A 26,492-nucleotide genomic window follows, 5' to 3' on the forward strand; every position below is an offset into this window, starting at 1 on the left:
AATGGGCTAAACGTGTTCGTCACGTCACAGTCGATAAAACGCGGCGGCGTTGCCGCCGAAAACCGCTTCGCGCTCGCCGTCGTCAAGCGACGCAAGCAGCGTGTTGGCCACTGAATGCCACAGCAGATAATCGCCGTTCAGTTCGAGCACGGGCCAGTCGCTGCCCCACATCAGCCGCGCGGGGCCGAACGTAGCAAGCAGGTGCTCGACGTATGGGCGTAGTGTCTCTTCGGTCCAGCCCGGCGATGCCTCGGTCGCGAGCCCCGACAGCTTGCAGTGCACGCCCGGCAGCTTCGCGAGCCGCGCGATCGCGTCGGCCCATGTTTGCCAGCCGGCCTGACCGTAGCGGATGGGCGGCTTGGCGCCGTGATCGACCACGATGCGCAGCGACGGAAAACGCCGCGCGAACGTTTCCACGTGGTCGACATGCCGTGCGTAGATCAGCGCGTCGAAGGCAAGGTCGTGCGCGATCAGCGCTTCGACGGCAGGCGCGAGATCGGGATTCGCAATCCATGTATCGTCGGGCAGGTCTTGCAGCATGGGCCGCACGCCCTTGAACTTGGGCTCTTGCGCGAGCGCTCCGATCAAAGCCGGGGCGGTAGGCAGCAGGAGCGGCACCCAGCCGACCACGCCGGCAATGGACGGCTCGTCGCGCGCAATGTCGAGCAGATAACGCGTTTCGTCGATGGTCGGCGCCGCCTGCACCACGACCGTTTTCTCGATGCCCGCCCTCTCTCGCAACGGTTTCAGATCCGCCGGGCCGAAAGGGCGGTACAGAATTTCGAGCTCCGGCGTAAGCCATTCATAGTCGCCGCGAGCGGGGTCCCAATAGTGCTGGTGAGCGTCGATATGCATCTTCACGTTCAGTTCTGTGGCGCGGGCGCACGAGGGTCGAGCAAGCCTTCCTCGCGCAACGCGGACCACAAGGCCCCGGGAATCGGCAACTCGAACGACGCAGCGTTCTCACGCAATTCGTCGGCACTGCGCGCGCCGGTCAGCACGGTGGCGACCGCCGGATGCGCATACGGAAACTGCAGGGCTGCGGCGGCGAGCGGCACGCCGTGGTTGCGGCAAACTGTCTCCAGTCGCGCCACTCGCTCGATGACTTCGCGCGGCGCCTCGCCGTAATTGAATTTCAGATCGCCTTCGACGCCGCGCGCCAAAATGCCCGAGTTGAACGCACCGCCTAACAGGATGCTGACGCCGCGCTTTTCGCACGCCGGCAAGAGGTCGTCGAGAGTCGCCTGTTCGAGAAGCGTATAACGGCCCGCGAGCAACGCGCAATCGATATCGAACTCGGCCATCGCGTCGAGTATTACAGCGCCTTCATTGACGCCGAGTCCCACCGCCTTGACGGCGCCGGCCGAGCGTAGTTCGTCGAGCGCGCGAAAACCACCGCCTTCAGTCAGTTGCCGCCAGTAGTGAGGATTGTTCTCGCCGTGCGTGACTCGCCCAATGTCGTGGACCAGCAGAATGTCTATATCGACGATACCCAGGCGCTGTTGGCTATCTTCGAACGAACGCAGAATACCGTCGTGCGTGTAGTCGTAAATCGCTTCGAAGGGCAATGGATCCTGCCAGCCTTCGCTGCCGTCGTAGGGATTGGTGCGCGGTACGAAACGGCGGCCTACTTTCGTCGACAACACATATTCGCTGCGTGGATAGCGGCGCAAAGCGTCGCCAAGACGATGCTCCGCTTTGGTGTGGCCGTAATGCGGCGCGGTGTCGAAATAGCGCACGCCGGCGTTCCAGGCGGCCGCGACGGTGGCGTGTGCTTCTTCTTCGGACAGATCGCGGTAGAGGCCGCCGAGCGGCGCGGTGCCGAGGCTCAATCCGGTTACTTGCAATGCGCTGCGGCCAACGCGGCGGCGTTGCTGGATTTTCGAACCGTTCGTTGCAGTCATTGAGCGTGTCTCCTTCTTGCTCCAGTCGCATGCAAGTGGTTGCTGTTGCATGCTCTTTTTATCACACGGCAAGGCAACGCTCAGTGCGGCGCCACAGTAACCACGCGTCGAGGCGCGACGGTGTTCGACGGCAAGCATGCCGGCCCGACCGGCTCGAACGTCTTGTACGTAAGAATGAATTCCTGATGACCCAGCATTTCCGACTTGGAAGGCGCACCCTGCGACACCGCCACCGTCTGCTCGAACACTTCGCGTCCCACTTCGTCGAGCGTGCCGCGGCCTTCCAGAATACGGCCTGCGTCCACGTCCATGTCGCCAGCCAGGTTGCGATACGTGGCGGGATTCGCGCATATCTTGATGACCGGCGAAATTGCCGAGCCGACCACCGAACCGCGTCCGGTCGTGAACAGAATGACATGCGCACCGCACGCGATCAGTTCGCCGATTTCCGCGTTGTCGCTGATGTTCGGGAAGCCGAACCGTGGCTCGCCGTCCGGCACCACATCGAGCAGATAAAGGCCGCCGGTCGGCGGAATATCGCCCGGCTTCACGATGCCCGCAATCGGCGACGCGCCGCTCTTCGCATACGCGCCTAACGATTTCTCTTCCTGCGTGGTGAGGCCGCCGTCCGCGTTGCCGACCGCAAAACTACCGTGGCCGAGAATCGAGTAATAGCGCGCCGCTTTCGCGACGCACGCGACAATCGCGTCGCCCAGTTCCGGTCGCGCGGCGCGGGTCTTCATATGGAATTCGCAGCCTACCAGCTCGCCGGTCTCTTCGAAGATGCAGGTCGCGCCCGCGTCGATCAGATGATCGAACGCACGGCCAACCGCCGGATTCGCGGTGATGCCGCTCGTGCCGTCCGAGCCTCCGCAGATCGTACCGATCACCAGCTCGCTGAGCGCCATTGGCACTTTCTGTTGCGCGGCGAGTTGCTTGCGCGCGCCGCGAATCCAGTCGACGCCATATTGGATCGTGCTGCGCGTGCCGCCCTTTTCCTGAATCGTCAGCACTTCGACGGGGCGGCCACTCGCGCGAACCACGTCGACGAGATAGTGCTTGTTCATGCTCTCGCATCCCAGCGAGACGAACAGCACCGCGCCGACGTTCGGATGCGTTGTGAGCCGCTCGAGCATTTTCTCCGCGTACTCATTCGGATAGCAGCCGGGAAAGCCGATCAGATGAACCGGCGGCTCGCGCCCGGCAGATCCGTCGGCAAACGTGTCGCCGAACGCGTCGAGCGGCTCGCGAAACTCTGTAACGATCTCGCGCGCCACATGATGCGCGCACTCGACCAGATACGCGACCGCGACGACATTGCGAATGCCTTTGCGGCCGTCGCTGCGCGGATACCCTTGCAACATGGGCTGCTGCGCGGAGGCAGTTGCTACGGAAGTCTCAGTCATGGTCGTTCCACCGCAGCGCGAAGCCGCGTCGTTATGCGCGAATCAGTGATGTACGAATTGATGACCGGCGTCGTGCGTATAGGTCGGCAGGTAATCGCTTTCGAGGTTGTGGGTATGCAGATGCGCCCCGCGCTGCACCGCTTGCGTCACGTGGCCGATCACTGCGCCGTAGCGCAGCACCTTGTCGTCCTTCGCCAGATCGCGGCGCGCTAGCTTGTGCCCGAGTTCGATGGTTTGCGGGAGAGTCACGTTCTCCCCTTCGATCTCCAGTTGCGTGCCGGCGTCGAGCCGCGCCGCCGCGATCAGGCAATTGTCCTCGGGACTGAGCAGGATCAGACGCGGATCCGTTTGCGGGCGACTGGTCAAATGAGTTCTCCGTTAGACCGTGGCGACGCATGCTAGAAGCGGACATGCTAAATTCACCAATGAACGCATTATTCATATATGCACTTTTCGAAGTCAAGGGAAGTGCACTGCACCAATGGTCCGTGTTTTCCCTGGACGCATCCGCTCGCAGGAATCGGCCGCCGCACTTACACTCAAGCGCCAGGTACGAACAGCTCACGGAATTACCGCACGATGGACGCAGAAGACAAAGACGATGCCGACCGTTATCGCGCTCCTGCGCTCGACAAAGGTCTCGACATCCTGGAGTTGCTTGCGGAGCAGAAGCAAGGCCTCACGCGCGCCGAGATCACCAAGCTGCTTGGACGCAACGCGAGCGAGATGTACCGGATGCTCGAACGTCTGGTCGCCCGGCAATACGTGGTGCGTTCCGCGAGCGGCGATCGTTACTCGCTGAGCCTCAAGCTGTATGCGCTCGCCCATCGTCACCCGCCGATGAACCGGCTCATCTCCGAGGCGTTGCCGCTCATGCAACGTTTCGCGGACGCCGCCGAACAGTCGTGTCACCTCGCCGTGTACGACCGCGGCAATCTGCTTGTCATCGCGCAAGTGGACGGACCGGGCACCTGGGGCATGTCGGTGCGGCTCGGATCGCGGGTCGGCCTGATCGACACTGGCTCGGGCCGCGTAATGCTCGCATTCCAGACGATCGAGCAGCGCGCGCAGATGCTCGCCGAGCACACCAAGGTGAAGGGCGAAGTGACGATAGACCGCGACGCACTCGAAGCAGCGTGCGAACGGATTCGCGCCGCGGGTTTCTCGCAGAAGGACAGCCAGCAGACGTTCGGCGTGACCGACGTGACGTTTCCGATTCTCGGCCCGTCCGGCCAGGCAATCGCGGCGCTTACGTGCCCTTATCTGAAGCGTATCGACGAATACGTCGCGCCTACGCTCGCAGCCGCGACTACGCTGCTGCGCGAGACGGTTCAGGCGCTGTCCATGTTCAGTGAGAAGGGTGTCTGACGCGTGGCCGCCTGAGTCGATGCAGACCGCTCGCGCGCATGGTTTAGAATGGCGACCCTCTCAAAAATGTCGCCGCATGAATCCGTTCATGCGCGCCCTTCGATAAGCAATGGCGAAACTTCTGACCGATTCCGAATTCCAGCGTTTTTCCGAACTCCAGCAGAAGCAATCGAGCTTCACGATCACGCCTGCAGAAGCCGACGAACTCCGCGACATCGTCGCTCATGCGCAAAAGCGGCGTGACGACCGTGCGGCAGCGATGAAGAGCATCGAGACTTTCATCCAGCAATTCGACATCAGCCCCGACGAACTGTTTTCACCTGAGCAGATTGGTGAAGCCGCGCGCACGTACGGCCTGATTCCCGCAGCCAAGAAAGAACGTGTGCTGCCGCCCTCGTTCACGTTCAACGGCAAGCCATATCAATGGACGACGCGTCAGTTGCCGGACGATATCCGCGTGCCGCTGTTCGATGCATTCAAGGCGGGGCAGTCGGTGAAGTCGTTTATCGCGACGCCGAAGGATTCGAGCCGCTGCGCGGCAACCATCGCGCGGCTGGAACGCGAAACCGGTGCGGTGTATGCGGATGCGTGGCTGGACGAGTTGGCCGTCACGCGAGCGCAGGTCGATGAAGCGGCTGCGAAGATGCCGGCCTGATCGCCTGCTGTTGCGGAGGTGCTCGCACCTTCGAATCAACGCGCGCCGCGCACAGTCGCGGCGCTCTTCTCCTGCTCCGGCTCTTTCTCCAGCGCCATCCGGAAGCCCACCACACTCGGGTCTTCCGTTGGCGTGATCGTGAAGCCGCTCGCTCTCGCGAGCGCGATCATCGCAGTGTTCTCCCGCAACGCCTCGCCGACAAGCCAATGTATACCGCGCGCACGCGCATACCGGATAATTCGGTCGGTCAGCAACCGGCCAAGCCGTCGCCCTTTCTGATCCGAGCGAATGGCAACTGCGAATTCTGCCGTTTCGTTATCCGGGTCCGCCACCGCGCGCACCACGCCGAGCGTGCGCGCCAGGCCCTCGTCGCTTTGCACTGTCGCGACCAGCGCCATTTCACGGTCGTAATCGATCTGCGTCATGCGTGCGAGCTGCGAATGATCGAAGCTGCCTACTGCACCGAAAAACCGCAGCCGCAAATCCTCGGGCGTCATCGCTTCGACGAAGTCGTGATGCGCGGCCTCGTCTTCGGGGCGAATCGGCCGCACCGTTATACGCAGACCTTGCCAGTCGAGTGTCTCCTCGAAGCGGCGCGGATACGGCATGATCGCGAGGCGGCTGCGCGTCGGCGCGATTCTCAGCGTGGGTGCGACAACCGTCACATGATCGCGGTACACGCGCAGCGTGAGCGTAAGACCAACGATTTCCCTGACGTCGCAGACGGCTTGCGAGAGCGCCGTCAAGGCGGCTAGCGCAGGCTCCGGCGCGATCAGCCGCGCATACGGCGACCGTGTGACGATGTCGCGGGCGAGCGTCGGATTGAGCGGCGGCAGACCATAGAGTCGCAGCGGCTCGGAAACACCATCGGCGGACGGCGCCGTGAAGCGGAACACAGGACCGAAGTTGTCGTCGTCATGAAGCTCCACGGCGATGTCGACTACCGGCTTGCGCTCAGACGGCGGGCTGGTTTCCGCACAGTCCGATTCGCGCGAACTTTGCGCCGCGTCGGGACGCTCGCCCACGCCCGCTGTATTCGCTGTCGGCACCGTTTCTATGTCGAGCCCGAAACGCTTCAACAAGTCCGCTGCCGCTTCACCGGTTAATTCGCGCTCTCTCGCAGCAAGCGCGGCGCGAGCCTGCGCCTGTGCGGCGTCGATCGCGTCGGGGACTTCGGCTGGCAAGCCCTCCGGCGTCTGCATCAGCAATTCGCGCCCCATCCGGTAATCGACGAGACGCGCGAATGCGCGGGCGAGCCGCTGCGGCGTCGTGTGAACCGGAATTCCTTGCGCATGCAACGCGTCGCGCGTAGCAGCGTCGAGTCCGCCAAAGAAGCATGCGAGCAGTCCGCGATACGCGTACCGCTGATTTTCGATCAGCGCCTGCGCCACGTCGCCGACCGGCGCGCCATGTGTCGAGGCATGCACGACGAACGCCGTGCCGGTGCCGCGATGCTCGGCAAGCAGCTTCAGCGCCGTGCCGAAGTGCTCGGGACGAGCGTCGTCGCCGAGTTGCAGCGGGTTGCCGCCTACCGCATGCGGCAGCGCCTCCTGTAGCGCCTGCGACGCTTGTTCCGGCCACGGCGCGAGCGTATCGCCTGCGGCGGCGAACGCGTCGCACGCAAGCGTCGCGAGGCCACGGTCGCTAGTGATCAGCGTCGCGGTCGCACCCGCTGCGACGCGGCCCACGCCAAGCGTTTCGATTTCGTCGAGCAGGTCGTCGAGCGCGTCGACGCGTACCATGCCGGCGCGGCGAAATGCGGCGGTATAAAGCCCGTCGGCGGGATCGGCGCGGCCCGAACGCAGAGCAAGCACGGGCTTGTTGCGCGCCGCCGCGCGAGCCGCCGACATGAATTTGCGCGCCGCCTTCACGCTGTCGAGTTCGAGCAGAATTGCGCGCGTGCCTGGGTCGCTCGCCAGATAGTCGAGCACGTCGCCCGCGTCGACATCCGCCTCGCCGCCCAGCGCGATCGCGTGCGAAAAACCGAGGCCGCGTGCATGCGCCCAGCCGAGCACTGCGTTGGTCAGCGCGTTCGACTGCGAGACCCACGCCACGCCGCCCGCCTTCACAGTGCAGGACGGCGCGCCGAAATGCGCGCGCAGCGCCGGCGTCACTACGCCGAGACTGCCCGGTCCAACAATCCGCAAAAGATGCGGCCGCGCCGCCGCCAGCGCATGCCGCAGCGCGAGTCTGTCGTCGTCGCATCGCATCTCGCCGACAATAATCGCCGCGCGCGTCCCTAAACCGCCGAGTTTGTGAATGATCGAAGGCCAGCTAGCTGCCGGCGTGCAGATGAGTGCCACGGTGGGCGCTTGCGGCAAGTCGCCGACATCGCCGATTACCGGGTGCCCGCTCAGCGTTTCGTATCTCGGATTGACCGGCCACAGCGGTCCCTCGAAGCCGCCTTCCAGCAAGCGCGCCCAGACCATCGCGCCGGTGCTGCCCGGCCGCTCGGAGGCGCCGATCACGGCGACAGATTTGGGTCGGAACAACGCGTCGAGATTGCGAACGGTCACAGGCGCTCCGCAGATGAAAATGGCGCGCCGCTCGGACGTCGACGCGCGCGTGTTCCTCAGCATAGGCGAAGAGCGGCCATCGCGCGGCGCTTCTCGCGCACCAGCCACAGCCCTGGCAATCGGAGGTTGACCGGCGCAACCGCGCATTGGGATTTTTTTAGCGCGCGCAGGCAAAATGCAGTGCTTCAATGCGACAATTGCAGGCGATCCGCGCGCCTTCACATCGGCCGCACTGCCCCGCACGATCCAAGAGACAGAAGGTGATGTATGCGACGCTTGCCATCGCTCATCGCGTTGCGCTTTTTCGAGGAAACAGCGCGCCACATGAGCTTTAACCGCGCGGCGAGCGCGCTATGCGTGACGCAAGGCGCCGTTAGCCGGCAAATCAAACTGCTCGAGGAATCGCTCGGCGCGAAGCTGTTCGAGCGCGATCACAAAGGCATTCGCCTGACGCCCGTGGGGCTGCAATTCCTGCCTTGTCTGTCGGACGCGTTCGACACCATCGAGCGCGGTTTCCGGCAAATCACCGCGGCAAAGGGCCGGCGCCGTCTCGTGGTGGCCGTACCGCCTACCTTCGCGACCCAATGGTTCTCGCCACGGCTTGGTTCACTCGCCGATGAGATGCCCGACGTCGAATTGTCGATTCGCACCGAGCCGACCGCCGACTGCCACTGCACGATCCGCTTCGGCCGTCATGCATTGCCCGACGCACATTCCGAATTGCTGATGACCGAGCGCCATGCACTGGTGGGCGCGCCGATGCTGCTCGGCGAGCCGCTCGACAGGCTGCTTGAACACATGCCCGCGCTGCACGTGCTGCACAACGACGCGAGGCTCGACCTGTGGCCGAACTGGCTCGCCACAGCAGGGCTGCCCGCGCGTTACGCGGACAACGGCATTGAATTCTCGACGCTGGAACAGGCGATCCGCGCCGCGCGCAAGGGCGCGGGCCTCGCTATCGTCGACAGAAATATGATCGTCGAGGAACTGGCGGACGGCAGCCTCGCGCAGTTCTCCGATGTCGAAGTGGCCGGCCCGTTCGGCTACTGGCTCGACGTCGCGCCTCAGCACGCCGCCCTCGAATACGTGCAGGCGTTCGCGGGGTGGTTGCGCGAACAAGTACTGAACATGGGCTAGCGGCCATTCCGTCAATGGCGAGCCGAAAGCGAGCCTCGAAATAAAAAAGCCGCGTGCATGACACGCGGCTTTCTCTGATCTGAACAGGCTCCGCCAGCCACATGCGCTGGCGGACGGGCTTAACTGGTCACATTGCCTTCTTGAACGGCGCGCCCGAATGCTCGCGCAACTCGTTGAACACGATTTTCGGCCATGCCTTTTGCGCAACTTCGATCTCCGACACATGCGAGGCCAGATACGTGGGCGCGTCGGATGCGTCGAGCGCGATGCGTGCAGCGTATGAGTCGGTGAAGCGGCGCAGTTCCGCAGGGTCGTCGCACGTCACCCAGCGGGACATGCGGTAGCGCGCGGGCGCCATGCGCACGTCGACCTTGTATTCGGTCGACAGACGGTGCGACACGACTTCGAATTGCAGTTGGCCAACCGCGCCCAGAATCATCAAACCGCCCACTTCGGGACGGAACACCTGAATCGCGCCTTCCTCGCCAAGCTGCTTGAGCGCCTCGCCGAGTTGCTTTGCGCGCATTGGGTCGACCACCTCGACGGTCTGAAAGATTTCCGGCGCGAAGAACGGGAGTCCGACGAACTGCAACGCCTCGCCTTCGGTCAGCGTATCGCCGAGGCTCAGCGTGCCGTGATTCGGAATACCGATAATGTCGCCCGGATACGCCTCACTCACCGTCTCGCGCCGCTGCGACAGAAACGTCACAACGTTATTCGCGCGAAAAGTCTTGTTCGAACGCGTCACCTTCACGGCCATGCCGCGCTCGAAACGCCCCGAACACACACGAATGAACGCCACGCGGTCGCGGTGCGCCAGATCCATGTTCGCCTGCACCTTGAAAACGACGCCGGTGAACTTCGGCTCGTCCGGCATCACCGGACGCTGCACCGTCATACGCATCGACGGCGGCGGCGCCAGGTCGACCAGCGCGTCGAGAATTTCCTTCACGCCGAAGTTGTTGATCGCCGAGCCGAACAGCACCGGCGATTGCTGACCGGCAAGAAACTGCTCGCGGTCGAAATCGGGCGTTGCGCCGGTGATCAGGTCGATCTCTTCCTTTGCCTTGGTCCAGCTATGGCCGAAACGACGCTCGCCTTCTTCATCGCTCAACGCTTGCAGCGTTTCAACCGCGCCGCCGGCCGTGTCCTGCCCGGCCCGGAACACACGAACCTGATCGCGCTGGATGTCGTAGACGCCCTGGAATTCCTTGCCCATGCCGATCGGCCACGTGAACGGCACCGCCGCGACACCGAGATGCTGCTCGATCTCGTCGAGCAGTTCGAGCGGCTCGCGCACCTCACGGTCGAGCTTGTTGATGAAGGTGACGATCGGCGTCTTGCGGCTGCGGCACACTTCGAGCAGCTTCAGCGTCTGCGCTTCGACACCGTTCGCGCCGTCGATCACCATCACGGCCGCATCCACCGCCGTGAGCACGCGATACGTGTCTTCGGAGAAGTCTTCGTGGCCCGGCGTGTCGAGCAGATTAATAACCGCGTCGCCGTACTCGAACTGCATCACCGAACTCGCGACGGAAATGCCGCGCTGCTTTTCGATTTCCATCCAGTCAGAAGTCGCGTAGCGATTGCTCTTGCGGCCCTTAACGGTGCCCGCAATCTGAATCGCGCCCGAAAACAGCAGCAGCTTTTCGGTCAGCGTGGTTTTGCCCGCGTCCGGGTGGGAAATGACCGCAAAGGTGCGGCGGCGTTTGAGTTCGGAGACTGACATCGGGTCTGGCGGTCACGGATAGGGGTTCGGCGGTCTTCGGAAGCTTGTGGCCTCCGGGCTGCCACGCGTGGCGCGGCGGCGTCGAGCTGCGGGAGTCGGGTCGGGAACCCGCATCACTATGGCAACCGGGCCGCGTCGGAAAACAGGTCGGGAACGAGCGTTCGACAATACGGATAATCGCCAGCGCAGAACAGCGCAGGGAACGAATGATACACGCCGGGACGGCGGACGTGGGAAAGCCGCCCGCGAGGGGCGGCCGGCCGGCGCTACTGTCAGAAACGTTCGCCGGGCGGTGAAGCGGCTACCTTTGGCCCGTAACCGCGCCGCCGCCGGGCCGCACGCTTCGTGTCCTACTAGCCGCCGCACGCTTCGGTCAACGTCAAATGTTTAGTCTCCGGCGCCCAGGCAATCGAAACGATCATGCCGACCAGCAGCACGGCCGCGAGCACGAACATTGTGATGTGAAAGCCGAGCGTGGCGATGCCGAGCGGCAACAGAAACGTCCCCACTGCGGAGCCGAGACGGCTGCAAGCAATGGCCAGTCCGACACCGCAGGCGCGTACTTCGGTGGGAAAACACTCGGGCGGGAACACGCCGACCAGGTTTGAGAATGCCGACATGGTCAGCGTGAAAATGCCGAACGCGACAATCATGGCGAGCGTCGCCGATTCCGGCAGCAAGCTGAGCGCGATCAGCGACACGCACGTCACCGCGAACGAGCCGATCAGGAAAACGCGCCGCGGCAGTTTGATCGTGAGCCAGATACCGATCAGCGCGCCGAGCACGAGAAAGCCGTTCAGCAGCAAATCCGCGCCTGAATCGTTGTTCAGATGAATCGCCTTCAAGATGGTCGGCAAAAATGTGTAGACCGCGAAATACGGAATCACGAGGCACACGAAAAACGCGCAGTTGAAGATAGTCCGGCGAATCAGGTCTTTCTCGAAGAGACGCATGAAGCCGCCAGCCGATTGCGCGTGCTGGTCGTGAGCGCCGTCGAGCGTGACGTTCTCGCCGAAGTGCTTGAGCACGACCGACCTCGCCTCCGCAATCCTGCCTTTGCCGAGCAGCCAGCGCGGCGACTCGGGCGTGCCCATGCGCAACACCAGCACGATCAGCGCCGGAACGCCCGCAGAGGCGAGCAGCCAGCGCCATGCATCGGGCGAGGCGTCGGCGTAATGCATGCCGAGCACGTTCGCCACCACGTAACCAATCGTCCACACGACGCTGAACGACCCGAGCAATGTTCCGCGATGCTTACGCGGCGAGAATTCCGCGAGAATCGCATGTCCCACCGCAAAATCGCCGCCCATGCCGAAGCCGATCAATACGCGCAGCAAGCAGAGTTCGAAAGGCGAGTGCACATAGAACTGCGCAAACGCGGCCACGGTGATGATGACAAAGCTCAACAGAAAGATTTTTTGCCGCCCGAGCCGATCCGACAGCCAACCGAACACGAGGCTTCCAAAGAAAATGCCCATCAGCGCCGAACTGCCGATCATGCCCATCCAGAATGCGTCGAGTGGCATTTGACGATTCATCGCGGCCAGCGCGTAGCCGATCGTGCCGAGCGCGAAACCTTCGGTGAAATGCGCGCCGAACGTGAGGCCGGCGATCTTCACGTGGAACGCGTTCAACGGCACGTCGTCGATGGAAATGGGGCGGTTCGCGGACGGCGCCGCAGCCGGGAAAGTGGGGGCGAGGCCGAGAGGGCTCGCCTGGACATCCTGATTACTCACGCTGTCTCCTTGATTTATTGGCTTTTTCGGGCGGCGAACGCGATGCGCTTCCGCCCGTATGAGGTCTGACGATCAGCGTCCGAGCCCGCCCATCATCATGTATTTGAGTTCGGTGTATTCATCGAGCCCATACTTCGATCCTTCGCGGCCGAGGCCCGATTGCTTGACGCCGCCAAACGGCGCGACTTCGGTGGACAGAATCCCTTCGTTGATGCCGACCATGCCGCTTTCGAGCGCCTCGCCCACGCGCCATGCACGCGCCAGATCGCGCGTGTAGAAGTACGCGGACAGCCCGAACGGCGTCGCGTTCGCCGCGGCCACGGCTTCGTCTTCGGTCTTGAAGCGAAAACACGCGGCGACCGGTCCGAAGGTCTCTTCCTGCGCAATCAGCATCGAACTGGTTGCATCGACCAGAACCGTCGGCTCATAAAAGGTGCCGCCAAGCGCATGCGGCTTTGCGCCGGTCAGCACCTTCGCGCCCTTTTGCAACGCGTCGGCCACATGCGCCTCCACCTTCGTCAGCGCGGCCTGATTGATCAACGGCCCTTGTTCGACGTCGCCTTGCAACGCGTTGCCCACGCGCATCTTGCGCGCCGCCTGCGCGAGCGCCAGCGTGAACGCATCGTAAATGCCGCCCTGCACGTAAAAGCGATTGACGCACACGCAGGTTTGTCCCGTGTTGCGGAACTTGGACGCCATCGCGCCTTGCACGGCGGCGTCGAGATCCGCGTCGTCGAACACGATGAACGGCGCGTTGCCGCCCAACTCCAGCGAGAGCTTCTTCAACGTATCCGCCGACTGCTTCGCGAGCAGCTTGCCCACGCGCGTGGAGCCCGTGAACGAGAGCTTGCGCACTACGTCGGATTCGGTGAGCGCGCCGCCAATTGCGACGGCATCGCCGGAGACCACGTTGAACACCCCCGGCGGAATGCCCGCCTTCTCTGCGAGCACGGCCAGCGCCAACGCGGACAGCGGCGTTTCCTCGGAGGGCTTGAGCACCATCGTGCAACCGGCCGCCAGCGCGGGGCCCGCCTTGCGCGTGATCATCGCGAGCGGAAAATTCCACGGCGTGATGGCCGCGACCACGCCGACCGGTTCGCGCGTCACGATGATCTTTGCGTTCGGATTCGGGCTCGGAATCACGTCGCCATATGCGCGCTTCGCTTCTTCGGCGAACCATTCGAAGAAGCTCGCCGCATAGCCGACTTCGCCACGCGCTTCGGCGAGCGGCTTACCTTGTTCGCGGGTCAATAGCACAGCAAGCGCATCGCGATGCTCGAGCATCAACTCGCCCCAACGCTTGACGCGCGCGCTGCGCTCTTTCGCCGTCAACGAGCGCCACGCGGGAAACGCCCGTTCCGCGGCGGCAATGGCTTGCGTCGCCTCCGCCGCGCCGCCCTTAGCCACTTGCGCGATCACTTCGCCTGTCGCGGGATCGAGCACGGGATAAGTGCTTGCGCCTTCGTACCACTCGCCGCCGATGTAATGCCCTGTCCGGAGAAATTCGTTCATGCCGCTTCCTCCAGCTTCTCGGCGAACGCGTCTTGCGCAAGCCTCGGCTCGCGCGCGATGCGCTTGCCAGCGGTGTAGTCGTTGATCAGATCGCACGGCGTGTAATTGCGTTCGAGTTCGAAGACCTCTTCGTCGGACAGCGCCGTGCCGAGCGCGGCGATCGCGCTGTCAAACTGCGCCGGCGTATCCGCGCCGACCAGCATGCTCGCCACACCTTCGTGCCTCAGCACCCACGCCTGCGCGATCTGCGCCGCGGACACGCCGCGCCGGGCGGCCACGCGCGCCACCGACGCCGCAATCTGCCGCGACACATCATCGCCATACATTTGAGCGGTGAAGAAGTCGGTCTGATTGCGCGTCGAGTTGGCGTCGCTTGTCAGCAGGCCGCGCGCAAGCGGGCTGAATACGGAGACACCGACGCCCTGATCCCTGCAATACGGGATCATCTCGCGCTCTTCCTCGCGATACGCGAGGTTCAGCTGCAACTGCATGTTGATCGGCTTATGCCAGCCGTTGCGTTCGCAAACCTGCATGATCTTCGCGAACTGCCACGTGTACATGGTCGAGACGCCGATATAGCGTGCCTTGCCCGCACGCACGATGTCGTTCAGCGCGCCCATGGTTTCCTCGACCGGCGTGTTTACGTCGAAGAAATGCAGCATGTAGATGTCGACGTAATCCATCCCAAGGCGCGTAAGCGACCCGTCGATGCCGTCCATGATGTGCTTGCGCGAATGACCACCCGCGTTCTGGTATGCGCCCATGTCGTAGCCGACTTTGGTCGTCACGACGATCTCCTCGCGGCGCGCAAGGCGCTTCAGAATGCGGCCGACGACTTCTTCGCCGACGCCCGTCGAATAGAAATCCGCGAGGTCGATGAAATTGACGCCGGCTTCCAGCGCATGGCGAACGATCGGCTCGCTGCGCGCCTCGTCGAAAATCCAGGGCTTCCATTGGGGCGTGCCCATATTCATCGTGCCGAGGCACAGACGCGAAACCTTCAGGCCGGATTGGCCGAGGCGAATGTATTCCATGAAAGGTGTCTCCTTGCAGATCAGGTGCGGCTGCTTTCGATCGAGGCCGCGATCAGCGTTGTTTGGGGGTGTAGAACGGGTTGGAGACGTCGCGCGCGGCGGCGAACACTTCGTCGCGATGCGGCAAGCCTTTCATCGCGGCAAGGATCGCGTTTCTGCACGCGCGGTAGTTGTTTTCGAAGACGGCGTCGAGATCGTCGGTCGCTGGATTGACCCAGTTTGCGGACACGACAACCCAATCGTTCTCCGCTTCCGGAGGCAGCGTGCCGTTCTCCAACGACTCGGCCACCGCCTTCGCAATACCGGCTTGCGACGCGCCCCAGGTTGCGTTGCCATGGAAGTCGCTGCCGATCTGCGCCTTGTTCACGTAGAGCGTCAAAGGCTTGGTCGGCACGCCCGGACGCGCGATCACGACGAACGGTGCGTGACCCGTGGAAGGCGTCGCCAACGCGGTGGCAAACGCCTGGCCCGCCGGGCCGTTACGCGGGCCGACCAGCACGTTGATATGCGCGAGGTTGACGCCCGGTCCTTCGAATCCTTCGCCGATAAAAAGCTGTTTGTCCGTCGATACGCTCATGGTCTTTCCGTCAAGTTGAGTGGATGACCGATTGTGGCGTTCGGCATCCGCGACCATGTATCGATGAGTTTTGATCCGGGGTATGAGGCGAACTCAACTCCGGGTTTGTCCGGACCGCATAGAGAGCGCGGCGTGTTCGCGCGAAGCGGAACGCACGCAAAGGTGAGGGTTTTCGGGACTGACGACGTCGCGCCGCGCACGACGGCGAAAGGTGAGCACGCGCGAAGAGGTTCTTGCACCAACGACGCGGCGTTGCTTGCGCGTCGGCATAGACGAAGCGAACGCAGAGCCGCGTTTTTATCTTTGCGAACGATTCTTCGTACAGCCTGGGAACGCCCGCCAGCAAAGGCTGGCGCGGGTTTCGGACATGTCGGTGAGGCGCGGTCCCTACTTCGCACTCACCTCGGATTGGGTGCGCCCGGTGAAGAAGCCAGGCTCACCGAAGTATGTGGACCGGAGGCGCCGGTCGAGTGTGCGGACTCCAGGTTTCGATCTAAAGGTGAGCGTTTTCGGGGCCTGGCAGCGGTGCAGAAAAAACCGGGCGCAGCATCACTTCAGCAATGCGGACGACACGAAGCCTGCTAACCGCACCCTACACTTCGATCAGAAAACGCTCGCGATTCTTGCCCGCGAGCCACGCAGGCGAGCGCCCGCGGCCGCTCCAGGTCTCGCCGGTTTTCGGGTTGCGATACTTGGCGACCGAAGCGGCTTTTCGCGCAACGGTGCATGTATTCGCGAAACCGAGCTCTTCGGCGGTCAGGTCGTACTCGGCGATCTTCTGTTTGATGTCGGCGATCGCTTGCGCGACTTCCTTGTCACGAGCCGCCGCAACTTCCTTGTGAAGCTTTTCGAGCTGAGCGGTCAACTGTTTGTATGAGGCCATCGCGAATGCTCCCGTTGATTGTGGCGAACCGAAGTGCGGACGCTATCAGACAAATAAAACGCCGGATAGAGAGCCCTTCATTGTCCGGCGCTAAAAGTGCGGCCGGTCATCGCCGAAGCATGCGCACTCAATCGTCAATTGCATCGTACACGCCGCGCTCGAAGTCGACTGCCATGGGAAACGGCTCGATCGAACGGCGCTGGATCAGCATGATGCCGATCATGTCCTCGACCGGATCGGCGAACCAGCTCGTGCCGAAAGCGCCCGGCCAACCGAAGGAGCCGGTTGAGCGATAGCCTTGCGGAAGTTGCTGCGCCGGATCGTCGACGATCGACAAACCGAGGCCGAAGCCCTGGCCCGCCCACATCACATGACCGAACGCCGGGAGGCGGCGTTGATCGCGAGTCAGAAAATTCGAGCGCATCAGATCGACCGAGCGATGCGACAGCAAGCGCACATCGTCGACACGTCCACGCCGCAAAAGCAACTGCGCGAACTGCAGATAGTCCTGAGCGGTGGAGACGAGCCCGCCGCCGCCGCTCTGAAAGCGCGCCGGATTGGCCCAGCGGCTCGCAGACGCATGATCCTCGACCACGCGCCGCCGCGTTTCCGGATCGACGCCATATGCGGTAGCCAGACGGGCGAGCTGCGGCTCGGGCACCCAGAACGCGGTGTCGCGCATGCCCAGCGGCTCAAAAATGCGCGTGCGGAAAAACTCCCCTAGCGGCATGCCGCTCACTCTCGCGATCAGCGCGCCGAGCACGTCGGTGGCGATGCCGTAATGCCAGCGCGAGCCCGGCTGAAACATCAGCGGCAATTGGGCGATGCGCTCGAGCCACGCGTTCACGTCGCCATGCCCATCGACGCCGTTGAACGCCGTCGCGTACGCCTGTGCCAGCGGGCCGGTCGCGGTGAAGTGGTATGCGAAGCCCGCGCGATGCGTCAACAGATCGAGCACGGTAAGCGGCGTGCGCACAGGATCGGTCGCATCGAGCGGGCCGCCGGGATCGCGCAACACGCGCGGCGACGACAGTTCGGGCAACCACTGCGCGATGGGCGAGTCGAGCGCCAGCCGATCCTCTTCGATCAGCATGAGAATGGCGGCGCTCGTCACCGGCTTGGTCATCGACGCGATGCGGAAGAGCGTGTCGCGCTCCATCGGCAACTGCGCGGCTTCGTCGCGCAGACCGAGCGCCTCGAAGTAGCCGGTTTCGCCGCGGCGCCAGACGAGCGCCACCGCGCCGGCCACATCGCGTCGGTCCACGTAACCCTGCAAGGTGCGCGTCAGGGCTGTCAGCCGAGCTGACGAAAATCCAGCTGCTTGCATGTCGATAGTGTGTCCTGGCTTAAGCGTCGTCTAAAGACGATAACGAAATGGCAGCGAGTTTGCAGCGCGCAGTGCTGGTCAGGCCTTCTGGCGCTCTTCCAACGCCGCGAGTGCGGCATTGAGACGTTTGATGCGACTGGCCTGTGTCGGCATGCGAACCGAGCCGGAAACCGAATCGATGCGGTTGCGCCAATACGACAGCGGTATGCGGTCTTCGGCGGAAATGTGCGAAATGACGTGTTCGAGATGTTGGATGTCTTTTTCGAGTTGGTGATGATTCATTCTTTTCCCCGGAATACTCGTTGACTTAATTCGAAACGCAATGAAAAAGCACAACTGTGCCGTTTCTAACGTCTACTTCCGTTAGTCGGCAACTTCTTCCTCGCTTTTGCCGCGTGGTCTATTTATTCGGCAAAAGCTGCTGGTCGCATGCGCTGGCGAACCTGTGAAAACAGAATACTGCCGCGGGATTTCGTGTTCCGTTACCTGCCGCACCGACTTCGCTTCAGTGCGAAAAAATACCGTGACTTTTTATGGATGTCGATCCATTAGGAATAAAAACCAACGTCGCTGATTAATATGCGAGCGGCATAGACACGGTTTTGTCTCCACGCATTAGACGCATATATTTATGACGTTCGTGCACTTTTGAAAGCGCGCCCTCGGCGCAATAGTTCGCCGCTGAAGGCCGTAAGCATTTTGAATAGCGAGTTATGCGGGGCCGGCGTACAAATTGGGCGGCACAGTCCCGGCAAGACTATTGGACCGAAGGCAGTCGAACCAATGCCTTCGGTCCGCACCCGCAATGGCGCAGCCGCAGCGCTATTACTTTGCGCGGCAGGCGTAGATCAGGCTGAGCGTGCCATTGTTCGTGGACTGGCGAACCGTGTCGAACGCGCCGCCGCAGCCTGCGGCCGCCTGCTGCGAGCAGGAGTCGGAGCCAGCTGGACATTCAACGAGTGTGGTGACACGGCCGTCGGGCAAAAACAGCGGCGCGCTGCTGCTGCAACCGCCCAGTACGGCGCTCGCTGCAACGACCGCGAACACAGAGACACGGCGCGCGAAGAAAGAGAAGCTGCGGTTCATGTGAAACCCCGATCACGTCTTGTTTTTGGATCACACGATTGTGCCACGCGCCAATTGCGCTGCGTGCCCCGGTGAAGGCCGGCTTTGTCAAATCTCGATGCCGTGCGCCGCAATCTTTTTGTAAAGCGTTGCCCGCCCCATGCCGATCTGCGCGGCGGTGTCGATCACGCGCCCGCCGTTGGCGCGCAATGCATCGCTGAGAAAGCGCTTCTCGAACGCCGCCATTGCGTCGTTCCACGACGGCGGCTCGATCTCCGGATTCCCCGCTTCGGCCACAGCCGGCGGCTGGGCGTGCGGCGCGCCTTGTACCGCGCTCGCGCTGAGTGCGCCGCCCTGCCCCGAACCGACGAACGGCGCAAGCGCACGCGCATCGATCCGCTCGCTGTCGGACAACATCACGGCCCGCTCAAGCGTATTGCGCAGTTCGCGCACATTGCCCGGCCATGCGTAGGCGCACAGCAAGCGCAATGCATCGTCCTGCAATTCGTAGTGACTGCCGCCGCGCGCCTGCGTCGACAGGTCTTCGAGCATTGCGTAGGCGAGCGCTTCAATGTCAGAAGCGCGCTCGCGCAAAGGCGGTGCGTGGATCGTCAATACGTTCAGCCGATAGAACAAGTCCGCGCGGAAACGTCCCGCCGCGACGAGCGCGGGCAGATCGGCAGAGGTCGCCGCGATGATCCGCACGTCGGCGCGCACGATCCGGTTCGAACCGAGCGGCTCGAACTCCTTGTCCTGCAAAACTCGCAGCAGCTTGCCCTGCAACGGCAGCGGCATATCGCCGATCTCGTCGAGGAAAAGCGTGCCGCCGTTCGCCAGTTCAAACTTGCCGACGCGGCCCTTGCGATCCGCGCCGGTGTACGCGCCGGGCGCCGCGCCGAAGAACTCGACTTCGAGCAACGTGTCCGGAATCGCCGCCACGTTCACCGTCACGAGCGGCTGGTTCGCCCGCGCCGAGCCGCCGTGGATTGCATGCGCGAGCAGTTCCTTGCCGGTGCCGGTCTCCCCCAGCAGAAGAACCGGCGATTCCAATTGCGCCGCACGGCGCGCCTGGCGCTTGACCTCCAGGCTGGCCGCGCTCGTGCCGACAAAGCTGCCGAAGGTGTACTTGGCACGGCGCGCCTGTGCAAGCGACTGGCGCGTCGCGATCAGTTCTTCCTGCACGCGCGAATAGTGCGAAAAGAGCGGTGTAAGCGCCTTCAGTTCGTCAAACAGCGCGAAACCGACGGCGCCCACGGTTTCGCCTGCGTCGTCTTTCAGCGGCAGACGCGTGACGACGAGCGGCTCGCGATCCGTTTCCAGAATGTCGAGCAGAATCGGCTTGCCCGTCTTCACGACTTCGCGCATCAGGCTGTTTGGAATGACCGCTTCGCAATCCCGGCCAATGGCCTGCTCGGGATCCGCAAAGCCGAACCGCGCCGCATAACGCTTGTTGATCCAGACTACGCGCGCCTCGGCGTCGACAATGAACGTGCCTTCGCTGAAATTCTCGAAAGTGCGGAATAGCGAATCCATCGCGCGGCGCAGGACGTCGCTATAGGTGGCAGGGAGGCCCGCCCAGTCGTTCATCATGTTGTCGCTGTCTCCGGCTATCGTTCTATTAGTCGCTTGTCTCCATTCGTGGACAAGCTTATCTCATCGAAGAGATCGCCGACAAGCCTGTGCAACAACGGGCCCGCCATGACGCGCGTGCGCACGGAGCAATTCACGTCCCCGTTTGGAGACATTTAGGTACAATCTGCGGCAACACGTCTCATGGTTTTGTCCGCTACGGCCCCGCGCATCGGCGCGCGAGCCGTTATCGGGCGTATGGCATGGAACCTGCATTCGCGGGCGCCGTGCCGTGTCTAGCTGAGACGGCGTACACGTAGAACAAACCAAGCTTCTGGAGACTCAATGTCCTTTGTCATCGTCCTTGCCGCGCTGGCGTTTCTGATGTTCGCCGCCTATCGCGGCTACAGCGTCATTCTCTTCGCACCGATCGCCGCTCTCGGCGCCGTCCTTCTGGTCGATCCGGCCGCCGTTGCACCGGTTTTCACCGGCATCTTCATGGAGAAGATGGTCGGCTTCGTCAAGCTCTACTTCCCCGTATTCCTGCTGGGCGCCGTGTTCGGCAAGGTCATCGAACTATCCGGTTTCTCGGAGTCGATCGTGGCCGCCGCGATTCGCTACATTGGCCGCTCGCGCGCGAACGCCGTGATCGTCGCTGTGTGCGCGCTGCTCACCTACGGCGGCGTATCGCTGTTCGTGGTGGTGTTCGCGGTCTATCCGTTCGCCGCTGAGTTGTATCGCCAGAGCAATATTCCAAAGCGCCTGATGCCTGGCGCCATTGCACTGGGCGCGTTCTCCTTCACGATGGACTCGCTGCCCGGCACGCCACAAATCCAGAACATCATTCCGACGACGTTCTTCAAGACGACCTCGTGGGCTGCGCCCGCGCTGGGCGTGATCGGCTCGCTGTTCATTATCGTGGTCGGCCTCAGCTATCTCGAGTGGCGCCGCCGCGCCGCGATGGCAACCGGCGAAGGCTATGGCACGGAACTCGTCAACGAACCGGAACGCGTCGAGTCGAAGCAGCTGCCGCATCCGTTGCTCGCGGTCGCGCCGCTGGTGCTGGTCGGCGTCGCGAACTTCGTGCTGACTCGCTGGATTCCCACGGCGTACGGCGTTTCGTACACCGTCGCGCCGGACATCCTGCCGGGCGTCCACGCGCCGCTTACCACGACGATCAAGACAGTCGTTGCGATCTGGGCTGTCGAAGGCGCGCTCTTGCTCGGTATCGTCATGGTCGTGCTGACAGCGTTCGGCCGGGTGCGCGAGCGCTTTGCAGTCGGCACCAAGGCGGCAGTGGCGGGCGCGCTGCTGGCGTCGCTGAATACCGCTTCCGAATATGGCTTCGGCGGTGTCATCGCCGCGTTGCCAGGTTTCCTCGTGGTGAGCGACGCGCTGAAAAGCATTCCGAACCCGCTCGTCAACGCAGCCGTGTCGGTCAGTTCGCTGGCGGGCATTACGGGTTCTGCGTCCGGCGGCATGAGCATCGCGCTCGCGGCCATGTCGGATGTGTTCATCAAGGGCGCAGAGGCCGCGCATATTCCGATGGAAGTGCTGCACCGCGTGGTCGCAATGGCCAGCGGCGGCATGGACACGCTGCCGCATAACGGCGCGGTCATCACGCTGCTGGCGGTGACCGGATTGACGCACCGTCAGTCCTATCGCGACATCTTCGCGGTGACGGTCATCAAGACGTTGGCTGTTTTCTTCGTGATCGCCGTTTATTACACGACCGGGCTCGTTTAAGCGCGGGCTTGGGGGGGACGATGCCGGCTACCTCGCCGGCATCGTGAGTTTTGATCGGTTATCTTGTCAGCCCGACATTCGAAGCCATGACCGGCATTCCCAATGAGCTCAACCCCCGCTTTCTGGATGATTCCCGGCGCTCCTACGCCGGTCGGCCCGTTTTCCCACGCCACTGAAGCCGACGGCTGGGTTTTCCTCACGGGCCAGATGCCGACCTCCCCCACCGACGACGCCGCACCGCTTCCAGAAGGCGTAGTCGCGCAGACCCGTCGCGTGATGGACAACCTCGTGCTGGTTCTCAAGGGTCTCGATCTCGGCCTGCAACACGTGGTCGCCGCACGCATTTTCCTCACGGAGTTCAAGCGCGATTACGCCGCGATGAACGAAATCTACCGCGTGTACTTTCCCGCCGACGCGCTGCCGGCGCGCACCTGCATCGGCGTGACCGCGCTGGCGCGCGACGCACTGGTGGAAATCGACTTCATCGCACGACGGCCGGGCTGATCGGCGACGGTGTAGGTGGCCATCAATGAGGTCAATGCGTCGACGGCTCGTCCATGCCGTAGTGATCGCACAGAGCCTCGTGCAACGACACGGCGCGCTCGTCCATTTCGGTCGTCCAGCTTTCGCTGTCGTTGCACAGCCGTTGTAACTGCCGGCACTCTTCAACGAACCTCGGCTCCTGCACGATCACGAACGCACCGCTCGCGCTATGCGCCCAGCCGGCCAACGCCTGCCGGTCTTCTTCATCGACAATGGCGAGTAGCCGCGGCAGATCGTTTTTCAAGTGCTCCTTGAGCATGGCGGTGTAACGCGCTTTCTCGTCTGCGGCGAGTGTGGCGCCCGTTGCGGCGACGGACGCAGGAGCGGCACCCGGTGCGACCTTTCCCGGCACGGCAGGCGCCACAGCGAGCAGTGCAGCCTGAAGTTCGCTCAACGAAGCAGGCTTCGAGACGTAACCGCTGAAACCACGCTCATGCCAGCTTTGCGCTTCCTGATTTTCGGCCACCGCGCTGAAGGCAAGCACCGGCACGTCGGCGTCCAGCTTGCGCAGTGCGGCGAGGAACTCGAAGCCGTCCATGACCGGCATGTGGATGTCGGTCAGTACGACGTCGAAGTGCGTCCGTTCGAAAAAGCCGAGCGCCATTCTGCCGTCACCGGCGATGGTCGGCGCGCAACCGAGCGTGGCAAGCTGTTCCGCGATCAAGGTTTGAATCAGCGGATTGTCTTCCGCAACGAGAATGGTGAGGCCTTGCAGCGCGGGATGCGTCGTTAGCATAGTCGCTGCCGCCGAATCTATTCGCGGTGCCGCCGGCACTTCGCCAGCCGCGACGACCGGCGTGCCCTCAACTGCCAGCTCGATCGCAGTCCGGACTGCCGTTCCGCTGAACTCCGTCACTTCGAGTACGCCTTCCGCGCGCATTTGCGGTCGTTGCGGACCGGCTCGCGTTACCCAGACAGCAGGCACCGGCTGCAACGCCCGCAGCGAGGCGATGACTTCGAGGTCGTATGCGCCCGAAACAATCAGCGCCGTCGGGCGGTTCACTTGCAACCACGCGCGCGCGGCCGCGAGTGCCGGTACCACGTGCGCGCTCCAGCCGAAGTGCTCGAGCCATCGGCGGAGCAGTTCGGCGACCTGGGAATCCTGACACAGCGCGAGCAGCATTCCGCGCTTCTCAGTGACGGGCGCCGGCCTCGCCGGCTTCTCATCCGGCGGGGCAGCGAGCGGAATCGACACGTTGAATACGCTGCCGACGCTCACCACGCTCTCGGCCGAAATCGTGCCGCCCATCAACTGGCAGAGGCGCGCACAGATCACGAGTCCGAGACCGGTACTTTCCGCGCCGCGCGACGCACCGGCCTCGCCTTGCACGAACGGCTTGAAAAGCCGCGTGACCAGTTCCTGGGTCATGCCCGGCCCGGAATCCGACACGCGGCAATTGAGGATCGGACGGCCTTGCGCATCGTCGATAAGGTCGGCTTGCAGCATGATCTTGCCGCTCGACGTGAACTTAAATGCGTTGCTCAACAGATTGTTGATGACCTGTGCGATCCGCATTCTGTCGCCGACAACCGTTCGGTCGAGCGCCGGCGAAAGCAGTGAAAAGAAACGGACAGGGCGATCGCCGGCCATCGCCGCATAGGAAAGCGCAATGCTCTCGAATGCCTCGAGTAGAGGAAACGGTTCGCGCACCAGAAGCATTTCGCCGGCATCGATCTTGGAGAAGTCGAGAATATCGTTGACGACGCGGCGCAGCGCATCACCCGCCACATTCAGGGCGGCGAGCCGCTGCGCGTGCGCTTCAAGCCCCGGCGTGCGCGCGAAGAGTTCGAGATTGCCGAGCAGCGCATTCAGAGGCGTGCGGATTTCGTGGCTCATCGCGGCAAAGAAGTTGGTGCGCGCGCGCATCATCGCGTCAGACGCCTGCTGCGCGTCACGCAACTGTTGTTCGAGCGCGTGCTGCGCGGTCACATCGAGAATCGCGCAGAACAACACGTGCTCGCCGGCATAGGGGGCGGGTGCGTAGGTGATTTGCAGGAATTGCGCGGGTGCGGCGCCGGCTTCCGGCGCCGCAGTTGCCTGGGCATTCGCGGGCACTAACGTCGCAGGCTGAGATGGCGGCTGCGCCGGCGCGACAAAAGCGGCGATCCGTGCAAACGCGGCGGCCGAAGTCTGCTCCGGTGCCTGAGCGAGAAAGCCGGCAGCGATATGCGGCGGCAGCCGGCTTGTGCCGGGCTCGATTTGCAGCAGTTCGGCGGCGAGCGCGTTTGCCGTCAATATCGAATAGTCGCTTCGCCGCACGATGCACAGTCCGATCGGCGTCGCGCTTACCAGAATGTGGTTGAGGGTGTCGCTTTCCAGCGCGCGCGAAGTCTCGGCAAACGCGCTGCGCAAAAGCCGCAGGCCGAACAAACGCGCGGTCAGCGCAATGGCCAGCATGACCAGAAACGCGAGGCTACCGATCACTGCCAGTTGCCAGCCCAGCGCCGCGGCCAACCCGCCCCAAGGCACATAGCCGACGAGCGAGCCGAAGCCCGGCATGAGCGGCTCATAGAAGATCGCGCCTTCGCGCTCATAGTGAAAAACGTGCGGCGGAGTCGCGGCCACTGCGCGTTGCAGCACCGCGCCGGTTTGCGCGTCGAGCGCAGCGGAAGACACCAGAATGCGGCGATCGGGCGCCATCAGCAATGTGGCGCCCGCGCTGCCCGGCGGCGCAATGCGCGTGGCGAGCACATTGAGCGGAATGCTCGCGCTGATGAGCGTGACAGGTTTGTCGCCCTCGTAATACGCGCTTACCGCCGAGATCACCGGCGTGTTTTGCAGAGGATCTCGATACGGTCCGACCCACAGGCGCTCACCCTTGCCAGGCACGCGCTTGCCGGTTTGCGACTTGAGTTCGCGCTCAATCGTCTCCCTCAGCACACCTGCGAGCGCCGCTTGCTGAGCAGACGTGGCGAAGCGCGCCGCCCCGCTGTTCGGCCCGGCGGCAGAGCCCGCCAGCGAAGGAAGAATCACGGCGTAGTCTTCATCGACGCCGATCAGCGTCGCCCGCTGTTCGAGTTCGAACGCCTGTTGCGTGACAAGCGTGGATTGCGCCGATTCGTAAAGCCGCCCCAGTTTGTCGCCGAGTCGGGCGCCCCAGGCGGCGCGAGTGGACTGCCCAATGACGACGTCGAACTCCGCGTCGACTCTGTCCACCGTGCCGCGCGCCGCGCCCGTCTGTGCGATGGATTGCTCGACCGCCTCGGGCGCGCGCCGCACGTCCGTTGCGCCGTAGTAGTAGTCGAGGGTAAATTCGGCGCGCCGCAGGAAGGACTCTTCTCGATGCAGCAGCAACGACAGGTCGGTTGCATTCTGCGACGTGAACGTGCGGCGATATTCCAGCTGCTTGAACGCAGCCACGACCGCGATAACCAGCGCAAAAACAGCCACCATCAGCATCAATGAGCCGATTGTCGCGAGATAGACCCGTTGCTGGCGCTTCGCAGTCTTCGCGAGCGACGCGAACGCGTATTCGAGTGACTCTTGACTTCGATCAAGGATTTTCTGCATCAGATCACGTGCGTGCGGTTCGCGCAGGCAGACCACTGCGGTCTTTAGCGGACTGCGTCTGCTGGCCTGTATCGGCGCAGTGTAGTCGCTTTGACGGTGTCGCGCGATGCATCCGGCACTTTTAACGCGGTCTGCCGCCAAGGCGTTGCCGAACCCTGCATTAACGGCGCCACGGACTTAAACCTGAGCGGATTAGTGGGAAACCCTCAAGGCACCCGCACTTCATGCCGTTATTCCTTGCAACACCGTAAGACCGCGCACTGTGCGAGGTGAG

At 63.1% G+C, this 26,492-nt stretch carries 21 protein-coding genes; 5 read left to right on the forward strand and 16 right to left on the reverse strand.

Annotated features, from left to right (window positions below; translation table 11 throughout):
- Positions 1–24: 24 nt before the first annotated feature.
- From J2W46_RS32500 to J2W46_RS32515, 4 genes are all read right to left on the reverse strand, one after another.
- Positions 25–855 (reverse strand): amidohydrolase family protein, encoded by an 831-nt coding sequence (locus J2W46_RS32500; protein WP_310359862.1) that lies wholly within the window; start codon positions 853–855, stop codon positions 25–27.
- Between the two features lie 8 nt (positions 856–863).
- Entirely contained in the window at positions 864–1,904 is a 1,041-nt protein-coding gene (locus tag J2W46_RS32505; protein ID WP_087753644.1) for an aldo/keto reductase, read from the reverse strand.
- Positions 1,905–1,984: 80 nt separating this feature from the next.
- Complete coding sequence (locus J2W46_RS32510) at positions 1,985–3,310, reverse strand: UxaA family hydrolase (protein WP_310359798.1); 1,326 nt, start codon at positions 3,308–3,310, stop codon at positions 1,985–1,987.
- A gap of 42 nt (positions 3,311–3,352) precedes the next feature.
- Positions 3,353–3,676, reverse strand: coding sequence for a UxaA family hydrolase (locus J2W46_RS32515; protein WP_310359801.1), 324 nt, complete (start codon positions 3,674–3,676; stop codon positions 3,353–3,355).
- A gap of 213 nt (positions 3,677–3,889) precedes the next feature.
- On the opposite strand from J2W46_RS32515, the gene J2W46_RS32520 reads away from it, so the two are divergent.
- Together J2W46_RS32520 and J2W46_RS32525 are read left to right on the forward strand one after the other, a co-directional pair.
- Positions 3,890–4,678, forward strand: coding sequence for an IclR family transcriptional regulator (locus J2W46_RS32520; protein WP_310069894.1), 789 nt, complete (start codon positions 3,890–3,892; stop codon positions 4,676–4,678).
- Positions 4,679–4,787: 109 nt separating this feature from the next.
- Positions 4,788–5,333, forward strand: coding sequence for a hypothetical protein (locus J2W46_RS32525; protein WP_310359804.1), 546 nt, complete (start codon positions 4,788–4,790; stop codon positions 5,331–5,333).
- A 35-nt stretch (positions 5,334–5,368) separates the two neighbouring features.
- Here J2W46_RS32525 and J2W46_RS32530 read toward each other — a convergent pair whose 3' ends face one another.
- Positions 5,369–7,849: a bifunctional acetate--CoA ligase family protein/GNAT family N-acetyltransferase gene (locus tag J2W46_RS32530; RefSeq protein WP_310359807.1), complete on the reverse strand. Its 2,481-nt coding sequence runs from the start codon at positions 7,847–7,849 to the stop codon at positions 5,369–5,371.
- Positions 7,850–8,116: 267 nt separating this feature from the next.
- Here J2W46_RS32530 and J2W46_RS32535 point away from each other — a divergent pair, with 267 nt between their 5' ends.
- Positions 8,117–8,986 (forward strand): LysR substrate-binding domain-containing protein, encoded by an 870-nt coding sequence (locus J2W46_RS32535; RefSeq protein WP_027779974.1) that lies wholly within the window; start codon positions 8,117–8,119, stop codon positions 8,984–8,986.
- A gap of 127 nt (positions 8,987–9,113) precedes the next feature.
- Here J2W46_RS32535 and J2W46_RS32540 read toward each other — a convergent pair whose 3' ends face one another.
- The 10 genes from J2W46_RS32540 to J2W46_RS32585 all read right to left on the reverse strand — a co-directional run bounded on the left by J2W46_RS32540 (position 9,114) and on the right by J2W46_RS32585 (position 20,439).
- Positions 9,114–10,715: a peptide chain release factor 3 gene (locus J2W46_RS32540; RefSeq protein WP_020068586.1), complete on the reverse strand. Its 1,602-nt coding sequence runs from the start codon at positions 10,713–10,715 to the stop codon at positions 9,114–9,116.
- 353 nt (positions 10,716–11,068) lie between these two features.
- Positions 11,069–12,451, reverse strand: a complete 1,383-nt coding sequence (locus tag J2W46_RS32545; RefSeq protein ID WP_310359811.1) for an MFS transporter — start codon at positions 12,449–12,451, stop codon at positions 11,069–11,071.
- Between the two features lie 72 nt (positions 12,452–12,523).
- Entirely contained in the window at positions 12,524–13,963 is a 1,440-nt protein-coding gene (locus J2W46_RS32550; RefSeq protein ID WP_310359814.1) for an NAD-dependent succinate-semialdehyde dehydrogenase, read from the reverse strand.
- Positions 13,960–14,997, reverse strand: a complete 1,038-nt coding sequence (locus J2W46_RS32555; RefSeq protein ID WP_310359817.1) for an aldo/keto reductase — start codon at positions 14,995–14,997, stop codon at positions 13,960–13,962. Before J2W46_RS32555 ends, J2W46_RS32550 begins: the two co-directional genes overlap by 4 nt.
- A gap of 52 nt (positions 14,998–15,049) precedes the next feature.
- Positions 15,050–15,574 (reverse strand): formaldehyde-activating enzyme, encoded by a 525-nt coding sequence (gene fae, locus J2W46_RS32560; protein ID WP_087753652.1) that lies wholly within the window; start codon positions 15,572–15,574, stop codon positions 15,050–15,052.
- A gap of 592 nt (positions 15,575–16,166) precedes the next feature.
- Positions 16,167–16,457, reverse strand: coding sequence for an H-NS histone family protein (locus tag J2W46_RS32565; RefSeq protein ID WP_310359824.1), 291 nt, complete (start codon positions 16,455–16,457; stop codon positions 16,167–16,169).
- Positions 16,458–16,584: 127 nt separating this feature from the next.
- Positions 16,585–17,784: a serine hydrolase domain-containing protein gene (locus J2W46_RS32570; protein WP_310359826.1), complete on the reverse strand. Its 1,200-nt coding sequence runs from the start codon at positions 17,782–17,784 to the stop codon at positions 16,585–16,587.
- Positions 17,785–17,862: 78 nt separating this feature from the next.
- Positions 17,863–18,066, reverse strand: a complete 204-nt coding sequence (locus J2W46_RS32575; RefSeq protein WP_020068593.1) for a hypothetical protein — start codon at positions 18,064–18,066, stop codon at positions 17,863–17,865.
- Between the two features lie 543 nt (positions 18,067–18,609).
- Complete coding sequence (locus tag J2W46_RS32580) at positions 18,610–18,870, reverse strand: hypothetical protein (RefSeq protein WP_088176613.1); 261 nt, start codon at positions 18,868–18,870, stop codon at positions 18,610–18,612.
- 87 nt (positions 18,871–18,957) lie between these two features.
- On the reverse strand, positions 18,958–20,439 hold the full coding sequence (locus tag J2W46_RS32585; RefSeq protein ID WP_020068595.1) for a sigma-54 interaction domain-containing protein: 1,482 nt from the start codon (positions 20,437–20,439) through the stop codon (positions 18,958–18,960).
- Between the two features lie 324 nt (positions 20,440–20,763).
- Here J2W46_RS32585 and J2W46_RS32590 point away from each other — a divergent pair, with 324 nt between their 5' ends.
- Both J2W46_RS32590 and J2W46_RS32595 read left to right on the forward strand, forming a co-directional pair.
- On the forward strand, positions 20,764–22,164 hold the full coding sequence (locus J2W46_RS32590; RefSeq protein ID WP_020068596.1) for a GntP family permease: 1,401 nt from the start codon (positions 20,764–20,766) through the stop codon (positions 22,162–22,164).
- Positions 22,165–22,266: 102 nt separating this feature from the next.
- On the forward strand, positions 22,267–22,668 hold the full coding sequence (locus J2W46_RS32595) for a RidA family protein (protein WP_027779984.1): 402 nt from the start codon (positions 22,267–22,269) through the stop codon (positions 22,666–22,668).
- Between the two features lie 31 nt (positions 22,669–22,699).
- Here J2W46_RS32595 and J2W46_RS32600 read toward each other — a convergent pair whose 3' ends face one another.
- Positions 22,700–26,218: a response regulator gene (locus J2W46_RS32600; RefSeq protein ID WP_310359833.1), complete on the reverse strand. Its 3,519-nt coding sequence runs from the start codon at positions 26,216–26,218 to the stop codon at positions 22,700–22,702.
- Positions 26,219–26,492: the final 274 nt, after the last annotated feature.

Source organism: Paraburkholderia strydomiana, from assembly GCF_031456815.1.
GTDB classification, from domain to species: Bacteria; Pseudomonadota; Gammaproteobacteria; order Burkholderiales; family Burkholderiaceae; genus Paraburkholderia; species Paraburkholderia caledonica.